This window comes from Hymenobacter antarcticus (genome assembly GCF_039539545.1).
In the GTDB taxonomy this organism is placed as follows: domain Bacteria; phylum Bacteroidota; class Bacteroidia; order Cytophagales; family Hymenobacteraceae; genus Hymenobacter; species Hymenobacter antarcticus.
The window spans coordinates 24770-40224 of the sequence record NZ_BAABDI010000019.1 but is presented as its reverse complement, the minus strand read 5'-3'; the positions used below and the strand labels follow the sequence as shown (position 1 = coordinate 40224).

The window sequence follows — 15455 nt, the reverse complement described above, 5'->3', positions numbered from 1 at the left end:
ATGCTTTGGCTGCGCTCAGCATGACGTTCCCTTTTCGTTCAAAAAGCCTATTCGGCCCGGAATACCGGCTTACCAACGGCAAAATTCAACTGCTCGAAAGCCCGCACCCGGTTGGCGCGCAAGGTATTGAGCTGCACCAGATTGTTCTTATAAGACTCGAAGAAGTCGAGGTATTCCACCACGCTCAGCAGGCGCTTGGCATAGCTCTGCTCGATGCCCACCATGAGGCGGGCGAAGGGCGTGGTGTCGCGGTCGGCACTCTGAAACAGGGCGTCGCTGCGCGCCGCATGGTCGTAGGCCTGGCGCACCTCGCCTCGCACGATGAGCTGCTGCTGGTCGACCAGCGCCCTACTGCCGGCAATCTGGGCCCGCGCCGTCTGAATGTTGCCCTGGTTGCGGTTGAACAGCGGCACCGCGATGCCCAGCGTCAGGGCGTTGTAGTTGTTGATGTAGGAGCCCGCCCGGTCGTAGGTGTAGCCCACGGCCAGGTCGGGCGTGGCCAGCTTCTGCTGGTACTTCAGGTTCAGGTTTTGCTGCTCCAGGGCGGCCTGACGGGCACGCAGGTCGGTGCGGGCCACCAGGGCGGTATCGGCCAGCTGCTGTTCGGTGTAGTTCAGGCGCAGGCTGCGGGTCAGGGCCAGGTTCACGGCCGGGCGGTACCGCGCCCCGGAGGCATCGCGGAGCAGCACGTGCAGGTCGGCCTGCTCCGCGGCAACGTCGTCGAGGATGGCCTGCCGCTCGCTTTGCAGCGAAAACAGGAAAGCTTTGAGACGAATGACTTCCTTCAGGGCAATGTTACCCTTATCGAATTGCGTTTGGTACAGGCCCACGGTCCGCGTCAGCGAGGTGATTTCCGTGTCGTACACCCTCAGCGTCTGCTGCTTAAAAAACAGGTCGAAGTAGGTGGTGCGCAGCTGGTAGCGCAGGTTGCGCAGCAGGTCGGCCAGGTTGAGCTGCTGCACCACGGTACCCTGCCCGGCCACGCGCCCAGCCGCTTTGCGCCGCCCGGCCAGCGATACCAGCTGCTGGAAGCTGATAATCATTTCGCTACCCTGCGTGCCCGCCGGCACCTCGCGGCGCATCACCTTGCGGCCTATCAGGTCCTGCTCCAGATACACCGTGGGGTTGTCAATCAGGCGGGCTTGCAGCGCCTGCGCCTGGGCGATAGTCACGTTGTACTGCTGGGCAATGACCAACAGGTTGTTCTGGGCAAAGCGTTGCTCGGCCTCAGCCAGCGTCAGGCGAACGGTATCGGCGGCGGCCGGCGCGGCCGGGGCCGTCTGCGCGTTGATTAGGGGAACAGCGGTGGCCAGCAGGCCGGCCAGCAGAAGCAGAAAACGAAGCATGGGTTAAGCGACAATCAGAGGATATGTCACAAAATTCCGGTGCCCGGATTAGGCTCGTATTAGAGGCGCATTAGAAACGGATTAGAATACGTTTTTTTCAGAAAAAACTTTCGCCGGGTTCCCGTCAGGCGCCAAAAACCACCTCCGCCACCGTACCCCGACCCGGCTCGGAGCTGATGGCTATCGTGCCGCCGTGCAGCTCCACGATTCGGCGCGACAACGGCAGCCCCACCCCGTGGCCCGCCACCCCGCGCGCGCTGGCCGCCCGGAAAAACGGCTGAAACACGTTGGGCAAATCATCGGCCGCGATGCCCAGCCCGGCGTCGGCTACCCGAATCCGGCACTGCCCGGCCGCGCACCGCAGGGCGACTTCCACCGGTTGCGCCGGCCCGGAGTATTTCAGCGCATTGTCGACCAGGTTGCCCAATGCGCGCGACAGCAACGCCCGGTTGCCCTTGATTTCCAGCTCGGCCGGGTCGTCGGGCAAATTGCCCAGGTCGATGCGCAGGCGGTTGCGGAGCGCGGGCGGCACCGCTTCGCGCACCTCCCACAGCAGCTCGTCGAGCCGCACGTCCTCGTCGAGCGCCACGGCCCCGTCGGCCTGGGCCATGTCCAGTAAGTTGTTGATGAGCAGTTTGAGCTGTTGCAGCTCGGCCAGCACCGAGGCCACGCCCTCGCGGTAGTCGGCGGGCTGCCGGTCGCGGGCCAGCAGCACCTGCAGCTCGCCGATGCTGGCCGTGAGTGGCGTGCGCAGCTCGTGCGAGGCGTTGCTCACGAACGTGCGCTGGCCGGCAAAGCTTTCTTCCAGCCGCCCGAGCAGGCGGTTGAAGGTGCGGGCCAGGCGGGTGAGGTCGTCGCGCTCGCTGGCGCGCAGGCGGCCTTCGTCCACGCGCCGGTGCAGGTCCTGCGCCGTGATGCGGTCCACCTGGTCGTTGAGCGCCGCGATGGGGGCCAGCGCCCGCCCCGCAAACAGCCGCCCCAGGATGTAGATAAGCAGCAGACTGCCCACGAAAATCCCCCCCATGATGATGGCCAGGTGCGCCAGGCGGCGGTGCCCGGAAGTATTTTCGGCAGCCACCAGGATGACGAAATCGCCCTGGTTATCGTGGTAAAAAATTCCCAGTGCCTGCCGCGGCCCCAGGGTAAAATACAGCTCGCCGTTAGAAATAATGCGAGCCAGCGTGGCTTCGGACAAGCGCAGACGCTCGTCTTCGGCCAGGAAGCGCACCCGCAGCTTATCGTCGTAAATCTGCAAAATCTCGTCGTTCAGCGACTCCAGGTACTTCTTCTCGAAGTCGCGGAAGGAGCCGGCGCGCATCTCATCCTTTTCCAGGTAGATATAGCCGGTCACCTGGGCCCGGTCGTGCAGCCGCTGCCGAAACTCGCGTTGCGTGTAGCCCACCTGCAGGGCAAAAATCACCGTCAGCACAACCAGCAGCAGCACCGCTACCATCGCCATAAACAGCCAGGTCAACCGGTTTCGAATGGTCATTTTTTATTCCTCCCGCAGTACGTAGCCCATGCCCACTACGGTGTGAATGAGCTTTTTATTAAACCCTTTATCCACCTTATTGCGCAGGTAGTTCACGTACACGTCAATCACGTTCGAACCCGTGTCGAAGGATGCTTCCCAGGTGTGCTCGGCAATTTCGCCCCGGCTCAGCACCCGGCCGTGGTGGCGCAGGAGCAATTCCAGCAGATTGAATTCGCGGGCCGTGAGCTTGATGGGCTGCCCCGCCCGGGTTACGGTTTTGGCGGCCGTGTCCACGGTCAGGTCCGCCAGGGTGAGCTGGCTGCCTTTGGTTTCGCCACGGCGGCGCCGCCGCGTGAGGGCACGCACGCGGGCCAGCAGCTCCACGAAGTCGAAGGGCTTCACCAGGTAGTCGTCGGCCCCGCCATCGAAGCCCAGCAGCTTGTCCTGCGTGGTGCCCAGCGCCGTGAGCATGAGCACGGGCAGCTCCTGGTCCTGGGCGCGCACGGCCTTCAGCACTTCCAGTCCGCTTTGGCCGGGCAAAATCACGTCCAGAATCACCAAATCAAACTCCTGGCTCAGCGCCAGCCGCTGCCCGAAGGAGCCGTCGTACGCTACCACTACTTCAAAGCCTTCCTCTTCCAGCCCGCGCCGGATAAAGGCCGACACCTTGGGCTCGTCTTCAACCAGCAGAATTTTCGTTGCCATGGCTGCAAAGGAACGCGCCCGCGCCTAGTCATCCTCGTAGTCCAGGCCCAGGCAGCTGTTCAGGGCTTGCAGCAATTCGCTGGCGGCGTGCTGCTGGCCGGCTTTGCGGGCCACGCGCAGACCATCGCGGTAAACTTTTTCGGCTTCATTCTTCTTATTAAACTGCTCCAACAGCTTGCCGGCGTGGTAATAAGTCCCCACGTAGTCCGGGTGTTCGGTCAGCAGTTTCTGATAATATTCCCAGGCCCGTTCGGGCTCCTGAGCGCGGTATTCGGTAGCCAGGGCGTAGATAGTGAAGGCATCGGTCGGGTCATCGGCGTAGAATGCCAGCAGCTGCTGCAAACGGGTGGACGGCGTGTTCATCAGGGAGGGAGTTTTGTTTACCTTTGGGGCAAAATTGCGGCTTTTCTACCGTTCGTCGGTTATCCCCAGTTTTGCCGCCGCGTGCCCCTGGTTCCTACAGGTTGTTATGCATGCCGCATTTCTTTTGATTTCGCCACCCAAACCCCGTTTAGATGAAGTTTCTGGTTTGCATTTCTAACGTGCCCGACACGACCACCAAAATCACCTTCACGCCCGATAACAAGGAGTTCAACAAGGCTGGGGTCCAGTTCGTGATAAATCCCTGGGATGAATACGCCCTCACCCGCGCCATCGAGCTGAAAGAAGCCGCCGGCAGCGGCACCGTGACGGTGCTCAACGTGGGCGAAGCCGATACCGAGCCCAACATTCGCAAGGCCCTGGCCATTGGGGCCGACGACGCCATCCGCGTCAACGCCGCCCCGCAGGATGCCTTCTTCGTGGCCGAGCAGATTGCGGCCGTCGCCAAAGAAGGTGCCTACGACGTGATTCTGATGGGCAAGGAAAGCATCGACTACAACGGCTTCCAGGTGCACGGCATGGTGGGCGAAATGCTCGGCATCCCCACCGTGGCCCCGGCCATGAAGCTGGATATGAGCGGCAACTCCGCCACGCTGGAGCGCGAAATCGAAGGCGGCAAAGAAATCGTGACCGTGAATACGCCCTTCGTAGCCTCGTGCCAGCAGCCCATGTGCGAGCCCCGCATCCCCAACATGCGCGGCATCATGACGGCCCGCACCAAGCCCCTGCGCGTGGTGCCCGCCGTGGGCGAGCCCGCCCGCACCACGGTAGCCGAGTTCGCGCTGCCCCCCAAGAAGCAGGGCGTGAAGCTCATCGACGCTGAGAATGCCGGCGAGCTCATCAAGCTGCTCCGCAACGAAGCCAAAGTCATCTAAACATCAATTAGTAATTAGTAATTAAGAATGAATAATTGCTTTTGCAGTCGTTTCAACCAGCAAAAGCCTCGTTTCGGAATTCTTAATTAATAATTATTAATTACTAATTATAAAAAACCATGTCTGTATTAGTTGTAGTTGAATGCGCCGACGGCGAAGTAAAAAAGTCGTCGCTGGAAGTGGCCTCCTACGGGGCCGAGGTGGCCGCCATGCTGGGCACCACCGCCACGGCCATTGCCGTAGGCGAAGCCAACGCCGCCAATCTGGCCCTCCTGGGCGAGCAGGGCATCACGAAAGTGCTGCACGACGCCGAGCCGCGCCTGAAGGACTTCGTGAACAACGCCTACACCAAGCTCATCGCCACGGCGGCCGAGCAGGAGCAGGCTAAAATCATTATTTTGGCCAATTCCAACATTGGCGCGGCCGTGGGCTCGCGCCTGTCGGTTCGCCTGAAGGCCAGCCTGGCGACCAACGTAGTGGAGCTGCCCAAAATTGAGGGTGGTCACTTCATGGTGAAGCGCGGGGCTTTCTCGGGCAAAGCGTTTTCGGACGTGGCCCTGAGCGGCGACCGCAAAATCATCGCCGTGAAGAAAAACTCGACCGAAGCCAAGCACGATGCCGGCAAAACGGCCGAAGTAAGCAGCTTCTCGGCCCAGCTGGCCGATGCTGACTTCGCCGATGCTCCTACTCAGGTTATCATGCAGGACCAGGCCGGCGGCGTGCTGCTGCCCGAAGCCGACCGCGTGGTATCCGGCGGCCGGGGCATGAAAGGCCCCGAGAACTGGGGCCTGATTGAGGAACTGGCCAAGGCGCTGGGCGCGGCCACGGCCTGCTCCAAGCCGGTGTCGGACGTGGACTGGCGCCCTCACCACGAGCACGTGGGCCAAACCGGCATCACGGTATCGCCGAACCTGTATATTGCCTGCGGCATTTCGGGGGCCATCCAGCACCTGGCTGGCGTCAATAGCTCGAAGGTGATTGTGGTTATCAACAAAGACCCGGAAGCTCCTTTCTTCAAAGCAGCCGATTATGGCATCGTGGGCGACGTTTTCGACGTATTGCCCAAGCTGACGGCGGCCGTAAAGGCGCTGGGCTAAGCCTGAATAAACGTATTTGGGGACTTAGGCCCGTGGCATTCGTGAGAAAGCCGGGACCTGAGTCCCCAAGTCTTTTTTTGCGGCAGAGGTTATTTTCGGGCATTTTCGACGGCAGATAGCCGGACTTTTCTTTATTTGCACGTACTTCATAGCTGCCTGGCCTCTTTGTGGGCCTTTCAATCCGTCCTAAGCACTCCGACACCCAGTTCACCCTATTCCCTTGAAAAAAATCCAGCTTGAAATCCTGGGCCTTTCGTCCAGCCAGTCGCAGTCTGGTTCCTTCGCGCTGATTCTGGGCGAGAAGGGCGGCAATCGCCGCCTGCCCATCATTATTGGCATGTTTGAAGCGCAAAGCATTGCCATTCAAATCGAAAAAATCAGCCCCAACCGCCCGCTCACCCACGACCTGTTCAAATCATTTGCCGAGCACGTGCACGTCGTGATTCTGGAAGTAGTGATTTCCGACCTCAAGGAGGGCGTGTTTTATTCGCGCATCGTGTGCTCCGACGGGGCTACCACGTTCGATATCGACTCCCGGCCTTCCGATGCCATTGCCATCGGCCTGCGCTTCGGGGTGCCCATTTTTACAGTTGAAACCGTACTCAGCGAAGCCGGTATCATCCTTTCCGACCTCGACGAAGCCGACACCGAAGGCGATGCCGAAGAGGACGACGACGAGGATGACGACACGCCCCGCGCCCCGCGGGCTACCCCCGAGCCGCGTGAGCCCAGCGGCCAGGTCTCGCTCGATGAGCTGACCAAAATGCTGGCCCAGGCCCTCGAAAAAGAAGATTACGAGAAAGCCGCCAAAATCCGCGACGAGCTCAACAAGCGCAACGGCTAAGGAGCAATTAAAAAAGAAGAATTAAGAATTAAAAAAGCTGATGGACTGGGAGCTTACTCTCAATCCATCAGCTTTTTTTTAAGTAGTTATGGATAAATAATCGACACGAATTTGAACGTCATGCTGAGCGAAGTCGAAGCATCTCGCGTGTAGCAGTAAACCAATCGATTGAGTTACTACCACACGCGAGATGCTTCGACTTCGCTCAGCATGACGTGCTTTTTTAGTGACGATTATTTAGGCACTACTTCTTAATTCTGGCAGCCCCAAATTTTTAATTTTTAATTCTTCATTTTTAATTCAATCGCATGGACCTCAGTTATCCCATTGGCCACGCCCACCTGCCCGACGGCCCTCTGAGTGCCACCGAACGCACCGCTCTCATTCAACAGCTGGCTGACTTGCCAGCCCAGCTCACGGCCACGGCCCGGGAAGTGGGCGGCGAGGGCCTGCAACGCCCCTACCGCCCCGGCGGCTGGACGGGCCGGCAGGTTATCCATCACCTCGCCGACTCGCACATGAACTGCTACTTCCGCTTCCGCCTGGCCCTGACGGAGGAGAACCCCACGGTGCGCCCCTACGACCAGCAAGCCTGGGCCGAGCTGCCCGACGTAGCCGCCACGCCCGTCACGGTGTCGCTCACGCTGCTGGAGGCCCTGCACACGCGCTGGGTGACGCTGCTACAGCACCTCACCGATGCGCAGTGGCAGCGCACGTTCTACCACCCCGCCACTGAGCACACCTTCACCCTCGACCAGGCCCTGGCCTTGTACGTCTGGCACGGGCAGCACCATCTGGCCCACCTCAAATCACTGAATCGCTGATTGCCGCTGATTAACCGTGATTTCGCTGATTTTTTTAACCAAAAAAAGCCGCTCAGTTGAACGGCTTTTTTGGTTTTATATTGACTTGTCACTTTCCTCTAGCCTGACTTGCAGTTGCACTTTGGTCTCGCCGATAATCAGCGAAATCACGGTTAATCAGCGGCAATCAGCGATTCAGTGATTTAGATACCGCCACCGGCTTCGCTTTCTTCCGCGAAGGCGGAGATGCCACCCTCCGTTTCATCGTCGACGCGCTTAGCGGCGCGCACCAGGCTGCTGCTGAAAATGAAGTCGCGCAGCTCGGGTACGGTCGCGTTCAGGATTTCATCCTTGGTGCCATCCCAGAGCTTTTTCCCCTGATGGAGGAAGATGATGTGCTCACCAATCTCAATCACGGAGTTCATGTCGTGCGTCACGATGACGGTGGTGATGTCGTATTCGTGGGTAATTTCCTTAATCAGGTTATCGATTTTGATGCTGGTGGCGGGGTCGAGGCCGGAGTTGGGCTCATCGCAGAACAGGTAGGTACACTGCGGGGCGATGGCGCGGGCAATGCCCACGCGCTTTTTCATGCCGCCCGAAATTTCGGCGGGCATCTTGTTGCCGGCATTTTCGAGGCCCACGCGCTTGAGGCAGAATTCGACCCGGTCGCGGCGCTCTTCGGGCGTCATTTCGGGGGTCAGCATCTGGAGCGGAAACTCTACGTTCTGCGCCACTGTCATCGAGTCGAACAAAGCCGAGCCCTGGAACAGCATCCCGATTTTGCGCCGGATTTCCTGCCGGATGTCAATTTTGCTGTTGGTGTACACCGTGCCATCGAAGGTGATGGAGCCGATATCGGGCTTCATGAGGCCCACAATGCACTGCAGCAGCACGCTTTTGCCCGTGCCCGAACCACCGAGCAAGAGGTTGCACTTGCCGGTTTCGAACACGCACGAAATGCCTTTGAGCACGGGCGTGCCGTCAAATGACTTTTCAATATTGGATACTTCAATCATGAAATCAATGAGTGAATGGGTGAAGGAGCGAATGGGTGAAGGATTTCAGGAGCTACATGATGGAATTATCATTCATTCATTCGCTCCTTCACCCATTCACTCATTGCCTTAAAGGAGCAGGGCGGCCAGGGCAAAGTCGGCCAGTAGAATGGCGATAATGGAATTGGTAACCGCTCCGGTGCTGGCCGCGCCCACTTCGAGGGCTCCGCCGGTGGTGTAATACCCTTTGAAGGAGGAAATGCCCGAAACCAGAAAGGCAAACACCACGGCCTTGATGAGGGCAAAGAGGATGTTGTAAGGGATAAAATCGGTCCGAATGCCTTCGATATAGTCCTGGGCCGTCATGACGCCGGTGAGGGTGCCCGCCAGGTAGCCGCCCAGAATGGAGAGCAGCATGGCCAGAATGACCAGCAGCGGGAACATGAGCAGCGCCGCCAGAATGCGCGGCAGCACGAGGTACGAAGTTGAATTGATACCCATCACCTCCAGCGCCGATACTTGCTCGGTGATGCGCATGGTACCCAGGCCGCCGGCGATGCTACTGCCCACCTTGCCCGCCAGCACGATGCTGGTGATGGTGGGGGCCAGCTCCAGAATGGTCATTTCGCGCACCATGTAGCCGATGGTGGACTGCGGAATGAGCGGGTTGGTGAGGTTGTAGGCAATCTGCACGCAGGTTACGGCCCCGATAAAGGCCGACACGATAGATACAATTACCACCGAGTCGACGCCGATGAGAATGGCTTCGTCGAGGGTGCGCGTCCACAGTACGCTGAATCGCTCGGTGCGCGTAACCATGCCGCGCAGGAAGAGGACGAACGAGCCGAAAGTTTTAAGCATGAGAAATAACTAAGAATAAAAACCGTAGGTTGGGCCAGGGTGTTGGTCTCGGCGATAAAAGAGGCAACCCGCAACCTTACGTAAAATCACGCGAACACAGTGCAAACCAACGAAAATTTAATTGTCGTGACCGGCGGCAGCAAAGGTATCGGTCAGGCCGTGGTATCGCGGTTTCTGCGTGCCGGCTACCCGGTGGCCACCTGCGCCCGGTCGGCCCCCGACCTGGCCGCCCTCACAACCGCCATGGCCGCCGATGTTCCCGGGGCCGTGCTGCACACGCTGCCCGCCGACCTCAGCCGGCCCGAAGACTGTGCCTGTTTCGCGGCCTTCGTATTGGCCCTGGGCTTACCCATTGAGGTGCTGGTGAACAACGCCGGGGCCTTCGTGCCCGGCCGCCTGCAGGACGAGCCGCTCGATGGCTCCCAGCTTCGCCAGATGCTGGCCGTGAACCTGCTCAGCGCCTACGACGTGACGTTGCCGCTGCTACCCGGCATTATTGCCCGCGGCCGGGGCCACATCTTCAATATCTGCTCCACGGCCAGCATCATGGCTTACCCCAACGGGGGCTCCTACGGCATTGCCAAACACGCGCTGCTGGGCTTCAGCAAGAACCTGCGCGAAGAGCTGAAAACCAGCGGCGTGCGCGTCACCGCCGTGTTGCCCGGCCCCACCCTCACGGCCAGCTGGGCCGGAGTCGACTTGCCCCCCGAGCGGTTTGTGCAGGCCGAAGACGTGGCGGAGGCTATATTCTCCGCCTTCTCGATGTCGCCCCACGCCGTGGTGGAGGAGCTGCTGATTCGCCCGCAGCTGGGGGACTTGGGGTAATCGGGACTGTCCGGCTGAGCGGCGCTCAGTCGGACAACCTTACTCCGCTTTTTTACCTCCTTTGCCCGTCACGCGGATATCCGTGAACGCGGGCGGGCCACCGTAGTACAGGGTGCCATTGCCGGCCACGATGCCGGCCACGGCGTCGGCGGCGCGCACGCGGGCATCACCGTTGCTGTCACGCGTCATGGTGAAGTAGCAGCGGCGCAGCATCAGGCCCGAGGCGAAAAGCCGGCCGGAGCCGCCCACCGTGAAGTTCATCTCGATGGCCGTCCCGTTCAGCTTTACATCGCCCAGCTCGTACTGGTCGATGAATAGCTGGCGGGCCTGCACGTTCAGGTCAAAGTCGCCGGCTCCCACCAGGTGGAAGAAAATAGTATCCTGTTGAAACTGACCAACGGTGCTGACATTCCCCTGACCGCGCAGAAATACGTCGGTAATGCGCGGTACGTGCAGCGTTACCTCGCGGGGCGTGTCGTAGCTGCGGGTCCAATTGCAGCTGCTGGTGTTGGCAATTTCCAGGGTATTGCCGTTGCGGGTGAGGGTGATATCGTCAATCAGGCTTTCGCCGGCGCGCACTTCGGCATAGGTCTGGGTATCCTGCACGAGGCGCAGGTCCACATTATCGTAGGCCGAAACGGTGATGAGGCCGGCGGCTACCTCCCGCCGATGCGTAACAACGGCACCGGTGCTTTTCAGGCAATCGGCCCCGTGGCCGGGGGCGCAGGCCGTCATTCCGGCCATCAGGGCCAGCACTATACCGGCGCGGGCCAGCCCGCGCAGAACCCCAAACCCTCCGGGGCCGCTAACTTGCGGCCGCAAACTCGTACAGTGCATTTGCATTCCTTACTTTTCCCAAAGATAAATGGACCTTACCGGTAAAGTTGCCATCGTGACCGGCGCCAGCAAAGGAATTGGCCGCGCCACCGTCGAAGCGCTGCTGGCGCGCGGGGCCGCCGTGGCCGGCTGGGCCCGCACCGCTCCCGAGGACCTGGCGCACGACCAGTTTCAGTTCTTCGAATGCGACGTGCAGGATGAACATTCCATAACGGAAGCTTTCACCAATACCCGGCGCGAGCTGGGGCCCGAAATTCATGTGCTGGTGAACAATGCCGGCCTGGGCATTATGGGTGATATTGATGGGTTCAGGACGGAGGACTGGAAAACGATGTTCGACACCAATGTGCTGGGCACCTTCCTCTGCACCCGCGCCGTGCTGCCGCAGATGAAACAGCAGCAGTTGGGCCACATCGTCAATGTGGCCTCGCTGGCTGGCACGGCGGGCACGGCCGGCATGGCAGGCTACTGCGCCACGAAGTTCGCGGTGCGCGGCTTTTCTGATGCGTTGTTTAAGGAAGTGCGGCCGGACGGTATTCGGGTGACGTGCGTCATGCCCGGCTCGGTCGAAACCAACTTCAACGGCAAGGAGCCCGGTGCCACGCCCGACCCGCACAAGATGCAGCCCGAAGACATTGCCGCTGCCATTGTACACGCTATTGAAGCGCCGGACACCACGATGATTTCGGAAATTCAATTGCGGCCGGCGCAGGTGAAATGAGTTGATTTTGAAAGAACGTCATGCTCATCTGGCGTCCGCGCAGCCGAAGCATCTTTACCTCAATACTAATTAATTACTTGCGCAGTAGAGATGCTTCGGCTTCGCTCAGCATGACGTTCTTTCTGATACTCAGTTCCACATGGTAGAAATCGAGCACCTGACCAAAACCTACGGCACCCAAAACGCCGTGGACAACATCAGCTTCACGGCGGGTAAGGGCGAAATCGTGGGCTTTCTCGGGCCCAACGGCGCGGGCAAAAGCACGACCATGAAGATTGCCACCGGCTACCTCCCTCCCACCGCCGGCACCGTGCGCGTGGCCGGCTACGACGTGCTCACCGACAGCCTGGAAGTGCGCCGCCACGTGGGCTACCTGCCCGAGCACAACCCGCTCTACCTCGACATGTACGTGCACGAGTACCTCGAATTTATCGGCTCAGTGCACGGGCTGCGGGGCTCCGGCTTGCGAGCCCGCGTGGCCGAGCTGGTGCGCCGCGTGGGCCTGAGCCGCGAGCAAAACAAGCAAATCGGGGCGCTCAGCAAGGGCTACCGGCAGCGCGTGGGCCTGGCCCAGGCCCTCATCCACGACCCGGACGTGCTCATTCTCGACGAGCCCACCACCGGCCTCGACCCCAACCAGATTCTGGAAATCCGTCAGCTCATCCGCGAGGTGGGCGAGGATAAAACCGTCATTTTCAGCACCCATATTCTGCCCGAAGTCACGGCCCTGTGTTCGCGCGTGCTCATCATCAGCCGGGGCAAGCTGGTGGCCGACAGCCCGGTAGCCGAGCTGGCCGCCCGCGCCGCCGGCGAAACCGTGGTTCGCGCCGAGTTTGAGGGCGCGGTTGATACCGCCAAGCTGGCCAGGCTGCCCAACGTGCGGCACGTCGAGCTGGCCCCCGATGGCGCGGTCCTGCTGCGCACCGCGCCGGGTACCGACGTGCGCGCCGCCGTATCGCGCCTGGCCGGGCAGGAAGGCTGGATTCTGCTCGGACTGCGGCAGGAGCACCAGAGCCTGGAAGAAGTTTTTGGGGAATTGACGAAGTAAGAACTAAGAATTAAGGAACGTCATGTCGAGCGCAGCCGAGACATCTCGCTCGGGTAACTAATTACTGTTGCACGCGAGATGTCTCGGCTGCGCTCGACATGACGGTCAAAACATATGCTAACAATACTCCAAAAAGAATTCAACGCCTTCCTGAACTCCCCCGTCGCCTACGTGGTGCTGGGGGTTTTTCTGATTGCCACCGGCCTGTTCGTCTGGGTTTTCCCCGATAGCAGCGTGCTCGACTACGGCTACGCCGACCTGCAGACGCTCTTCAACTTAGCTCCCTGGATATTCCTGTTCCTGATTCCGGCTATTACTATGCGCACCTTTGCGGAGGAGAAAAAAGCGGGGACAATTGAGCTGCTGCTGACTCGCCCGCTCACTGACGGACAGATAATTGGCGGCAAATATTTAGCGTGTTTATTACTGGCTTTACTGGCCTTAATTCCGACGTTGCTCTATTATTTCTCCGTGTATAAATTGAGCAGTCCGGAAGGCAATATTGACTCGGCCGCTACGGTAGGTTCTTATTTAGGCTTGGCGCTGCTGGCGGCAGTTTTCGCAGCCATCGGCGTGCTGGCCTCGGCCCTCACGCGCGACCAGATTATTGCCTTTCTGGTGGCGGTGGTTGGTTGTTTTCTGATTTATTCCGGCTTCGATTCTTTGGCTTCCGTGCTACAAGGCAGCTCGGCTTATTACGTGAGCCAATTGGGCATCGCGGCGCATTACCGCGACTTAAGCAAAGGCTTGGTTGACTCGCGGGACCTGGTTTATTTCTTTAGTGTGGTGGCGGTGGCGTTGCAGGCCACGCGCCTGGCTTTACGGAGTCGAAATTGGTAGTAGAACACGCTTTAGCTTGTTCCCATCTGCCATCAATTAGCACCTATGAATCCATCCGAAAACTCGTTCGAACCAGCGCAAGCTAAAGCATACGCTACAACCCGAAAACGCAGCGACTTGCTCACGTTTGCCGCCATTATCGGGGGGCTGCTGCTGTTCAATTTTATTGCCCAACGCTTCTTTTTCCGGCTCGATTTGACTGAGGAAAAGCGCTACACCATGTCGCCGGCCACTAAGGCGCTGCTGCGCGACCTCAAGCAGCCGGTCACGGTCACGGTGTACCTCACCGGCGATTTCCCACCCGCCTTCCGCCGTCTGGAGCAGGGCGTGCGCGAAACCCTGACCGAGTTCCAGGTCTATGGCGGGGCCAACCTGAACTACATTTTCATCGACCCCAGCGCGGCCAGCACCGAAGCCGCCCGCAATGCCTTCTACACCTCGCTGTTCAAGAAAGGCCTGAAACCCACCAACCTCGGTGCCACCGAAAACGGCAAGCGCGTCGAGAAAATCATCTTCCCCTACGCCGTGGTGAGCGTGGGCGGCAAAGACAAATCGGTGCTCCTGCTGCGCGGCAACCAGGCCGCCCCCGCCGATGTGCGCCTCAACCAAAGCATCGAAGGGCTGGAATACGAGCTGGCCAGCACCATCCGCACGCTGGTGCCGGCCCTGCGCAAGCGCATCGGCGTGGTGGAAGGCCACGGCGAGCTAACCAACGTGCAGGCCGGCGACATGCTCGGCAGCTGGCAGCAGCAGTACGACGTGTTCCGCGTGACGCTCAGCAAGGTAAAGGACCTGAGCGCGTTGGATGCCATCGTGGTGGCCCAGCCCAAAACGCCGTATTCCGAAGACGATAAGTTCAAGCTCGACCAGTTCATCACCCAGGGCGGCCGGGCCATGTTCTTCGTCGATGCCCTGCGCGTGGACCTCGACAGCGTGGCCCGCAACGGCGTGGCCCTGGCCACGCCCTACGACCTCAACCTCGACGACCTGTTCTTCAAATACGGCCTGCGCCTGAACCAGAACCTGCTGCTCGACCTGAACAGCGGCCAGATTCCGCTCGTGACCGGCATGGATGGCAACAAGCCCAAAATCGAGCCCATGCCCTGGCAGCTCTACCCGCTCATCAACAAGTTTAGCCCCCACCCCATCACCCGCAACCTCGACGCGGTGTACCTGAAATTCACCGGCAACCTCGACACGGTGAAGGCCACCGGCATCCGCAAAACCGCGCTGCTCAGCACCTCACGCTACACCCGCGTGCTGCCCGCCCCGGTGCCCATCAACTTCAACGACGCTCGTCTGGAGCCTAACCCCAAGCTCTACCAGAAAGGCTTTCAGCCGGTGGGCTACCTGCTCGAAGGCCAGTTTACCTCGCTGTTCGCCAACCGCGCCCGGCCCGGCACCTTACAGTTCCAGCCCGAGAAGCCGGCCAACGCCAAGCCCAGCAAAGTCCTGGTGCTTTCCGACGGCGACTTCATCCGCTCCGAAATCGACCCCAAAACCGGCAACCCCTACCGCCTGGGCTTCGACCGCCTCGCTAACACCGAGTTCGCCAACCGCGAGCTGGTCCTGAACGCCACCGACTACCTGCTTGATGAAACCGGCCTCATCGCCGTGCGCGGCAAACAAATCACCCTCCGCCCCCTCGACAAAGTGAAGCTGGCCGAACAGCGCCGCGGCTGGCAGCTGCTGAACCTGGGCGCGCCGCTGGGGCTGCTGGGGTTGTTTGGGGCGGTGCGGGCGTGGCGGCGCAAGCGGCGGTATGCGGGGTTTGGGGCGTAACCCAGTAGCTTCGTTTAC

Annotated in this window: 16 protein-coding genes; 9 read left to right on the top strand and 7 right to left on the bottom strand. The window is 60.2% G+C overall.

Annotation, left to right across the window (positions count from 1 at the left end):
- Positions 1-47 precede the first annotated feature (47 nt).
- The 4 genes from ABD819_RS13790 to ABD819_RS13775 all read right to left on the bottom strand — a co-directional run bounded on the left by ABD819_RS13790 (position 48) and on the right by ABD819_RS13775 (position 3888).
- Entirely contained in the window at positions 48-1346 is a 1299-nt protein-coding gene (locus tag ABD819_RS13790) for a TolC family protein (protein WP_345125272.1), read from the bottom strand.
- Between the two features lie 124 nt (positions 1347-1470).
- Entirely contained in the window at positions 1471-2838 is a 1368-nt protein-coding gene (locus ABD819_RS13785) for a sensor histidine kinase (protein WP_345125271.1), read from the bottom strand.
- A gap of 3 nt (positions 2839-2841) precedes the next feature.
- Positions 2842-3525, bottom strand: a complete 684-nt coding sequence (locus tag ABD819_RS13780) for a response regulator transcription factor (protein ID WP_345125269.1) — start codon at positions 3523-3525, stop codon at positions 2842-2844.
- 24 nt (positions 3526-3549) lie between these two features.
- Positions 3550-3888: a tetratricopeptide repeat protein gene (locus tag ABD819_RS13775; protein ID WP_345125267.1), complete on the bottom strand. Its 339-nt coding sequence runs from the start codon at positions 3886-3888 to the stop codon at positions 3550-3552.
- 152 nt (positions 3889-4040) lie between these two features.
- On the opposite strand from ABD819_RS13775, the gene ABD819_RS13770 reads away from it, so the two are divergent.
- The 4 genes from ABD819_RS13770 (at position 4041) to ABD819_RS13755 (ending at position 7546) form a co-directional block, all read left to right on the top strand.
- A complete protein-coding gene (locus ABD819_RS13770; RefSeq protein ID WP_345125265.1) occupies positions 4041-4781 on the top strand; it encodes an electron transfer flavoprotein subunit beta/FixA family protein in 741 nt (246 codons plus the stop codon).
- 119 nt (positions 4782-4900) lie between these two features.
- Entirely contained in the window at positions 4901-5878 is a 978-nt protein-coding gene (locus tag ABD819_RS13765) for an electron transfer flavoprotein subunit alpha/FixB family protein (RefSeq protein WP_345125263.1), read from the top strand.
- A 220-nt stretch (positions 5879-6098) separates the two neighbouring features.
- On the top strand, positions 6099-6722 hold the full coding sequence (locus ABD819_RS13760; protein WP_345125262.1) for a bifunctional nuclease family protein: 624 nt from the start codon (positions 6099-6101) through the stop codon (positions 6720-6722).
- A gap of 308 nt (positions 6723-7030) precedes the next feature.
- Positions 7031-7546, top strand: coding sequence for a YfiT family bacillithiol transferase (locus ABD819_RS13755; protein ID WP_345125260.1), 516 nt, complete (start codon positions 7031-7033; stop codon positions 7544-7546).
- A 182-nt stretch (positions 7547-7728) separates the two neighbouring features.
- Here the strand turns inward: ABD819_RS13755 and ABD819_RS13750 are convergent, their stop codons facing one another.
- The gene (locus ABD819_RS13750; RefSeq protein ID WP_345125258.1) at positions 7729-8544 is read right to left on the bottom strand and encodes an ABC transporter ATP-binding protein; all 816 of its coding nucleotides are present in this window, start codon (positions 8542-8544) and stop codon (positions 7729-7731) included.
- Positions 8545-8652: 108 nt separating this feature from the next.
- Positions 8653-9384, bottom strand: coding sequence for an MlaE family ABC transporter permease (locus ABD819_RS13745; RefSeq protein WP_345125257.1), 732 nt, complete (start codon positions 9382-9384; stop codon positions 8653-8655).
- Positions 9385-9483: 99 nt separating this feature from the next.
- On the opposite strand from ABD819_RS13745, the gene ABD819_RS13740 reads away from it, so the two are divergent.
- The gene (locus ABD819_RS13740; RefSeq protein ID WP_345125255.1) at positions 9484-10209 is read left to right on the top strand and encodes an SDR family oxidoreductase; all 726 of its coding nucleotides are present in this window, start codon (positions 9484-9486) and stop codon (positions 10207-10209) included.
- 39 nt (positions 10210-10248) lie between these two features.
- Here the strand turns inward: ABD819_RS13740 and ABD819_RS13735 are convergent, their stop codons facing one another.
- Entirely contained in the window at positions 10249-11031 is a 783-nt protein-coding gene (locus ABD819_RS13735; protein ID WP_345125253.1) for a GIN domain-containing protein, read from the bottom strand.
- A gap of 43 nt (positions 11032-11074) precedes the next feature.
- Here ABD819_RS13735 and ABD819_RS13730 point away from each other — a divergent pair, with 43 nt between their 5' ends.
- The 4 genes from ABD819_RS13730 to gldG all read left to right on the top strand — a co-directional run bounded on the left by ABD819_RS13730 (position 11075) and on the right by gldG (position 15437).
- Positions 11075-11767 carry an SDR family oxidoreductase gene (locus ABD819_RS13730; RefSeq protein ID WP_345125252.1) on the top strand — a complete coding sequence of 231 codons (693 nt, stop codon included), beginning with the start codon at positions 11075-11077 and terminating at the stop codon, positions 11765-11767.
- Between the two features lie 139 nt (positions 11768-11906).
- The gene (gene gldA, locus ABD819_RS13725) at positions 11907-12815 is read left to right on the top strand and encodes a gliding motility-associated ABC transporter ATP-binding subunit GldA (RefSeq protein WP_345125251.1); all 909 of its coding nucleotides are present in this window, start codon (positions 11907-11909) and stop codon (positions 12813-12815) included.
- A gap of 114 nt (positions 12816-12929) precedes the next feature.
- On the top strand, positions 12930-13655 hold the full coding sequence (gldF, locus tag ABD819_RS13720; protein WP_345125250.1) for a gliding motility-associated ABC transporter permease subunit GldF: 726 nt from the start codon (positions 12930-12932) through the stop codon (positions 13653-13655).
- A gap of 45 nt (positions 13656-13700) precedes the next feature.
- Complete coding sequence (gldG, locus tag ABD819_RS13715; RefSeq protein WP_345125249.1) at positions 13701-15437, top strand: gliding motility-associated ABC transporter substrate-binding protein GldG; 1737 nt, start codon at positions 13701-13703, stop codon at positions 15435-15437.
- Positions 15438-15455: the final 18 nt, after the last annotated feature.

Bases quoted from the DNA above. Each gene is read 5' to 3' on its own strand.
- ABD819_RS13785 (WP_345125271.1), bottom strand. From the start codon at position 2,838: ATGACCATTCGAAACCGGTTGACCTGGCTGTTTATGGCGATGGTAGCG.
- ABD819_RS13755 (WP_345125260.1), top strand. From the start codon at position 7,031: ATGGACCTCAGTTATCCCATTGGCCACGCCCACCTGCCCGACGGCCCT.
- gldA (WP_345125251.1), top strand. From the start codon at position 11,907: ATGGTAGAAATCGAGCACCTGACCAAAACCTACGGCACCCAAAACGCC.
- ABD819_RS13780 (WP_345125269.1), bottom strand. From the start codon at position 3,525: ATGGCAACGAAAATTCTGCTGGTTGAAGACGAGCCCAAGGTGTCGGCC.
- ABD819_RS13745 (WP_345125257.1), bottom strand. From the start codon at position 9,384: ATGCTTAAAACTTTCGGCTCGTTCGTCCTCTTCCTGCGCGGCATGGTT.
- ABD819_RS13750 (WP_345125258.1), bottom strand. From the start codon at position 8,544: ATGATTGAAGTATCCAATATTGAAAAGTCATTTGACGGCACGCCCGTG.
- ABD819_RS13730 (WP_345125252.1), top strand. From the start codon at position 11,075: ATGGACCTTACCGGTAAAGTTGCCATCGTGACCGGCGCCAGCAAAGGA.
- gldF (WP_345125250.1), top strand. From the start codon at position 12,930: ATGCTAACAATACTCCAAAAAGAATTCAACGCCTTCCTGAACTCCCCC.
- gldG (WP_345125249.1), top strand. From the start codon at position 13,701: ATGAATCCATCCGAAAACTCGTTCGAACCAGCGCAAGCTAAAGCATAC.
- ABD819_RS13775 (WP_345125267.1), bottom strand. From the start codon at position 3,888: ATGAACACGCCGTCCACCCGTTTGCAGCAGCTGCTGGCATTCTACGCC.
- ABD819_RS13765 (WP_345125263.1), top strand. From the start codon at position 4,901: ATGTCTGTATTAGTTGTAGTTGAATGCGCCGACGGCGAAGTAAAAAAG.
- ABD819_RS13790 (WP_345125272.1), bottom strand. From the start codon at position 1,346: ATGCTTCGTTTTCTGCTTCTGCTGGCCGGCCTGCTGGCCACCGCTGTT.
- ABD819_RS13770 (WP_345125265.1), top strand. From the start codon at position 4,041: ATGAAGTTTCTGGTTTGCATTTCTAACGTGCCCGACACGACCACCAAA.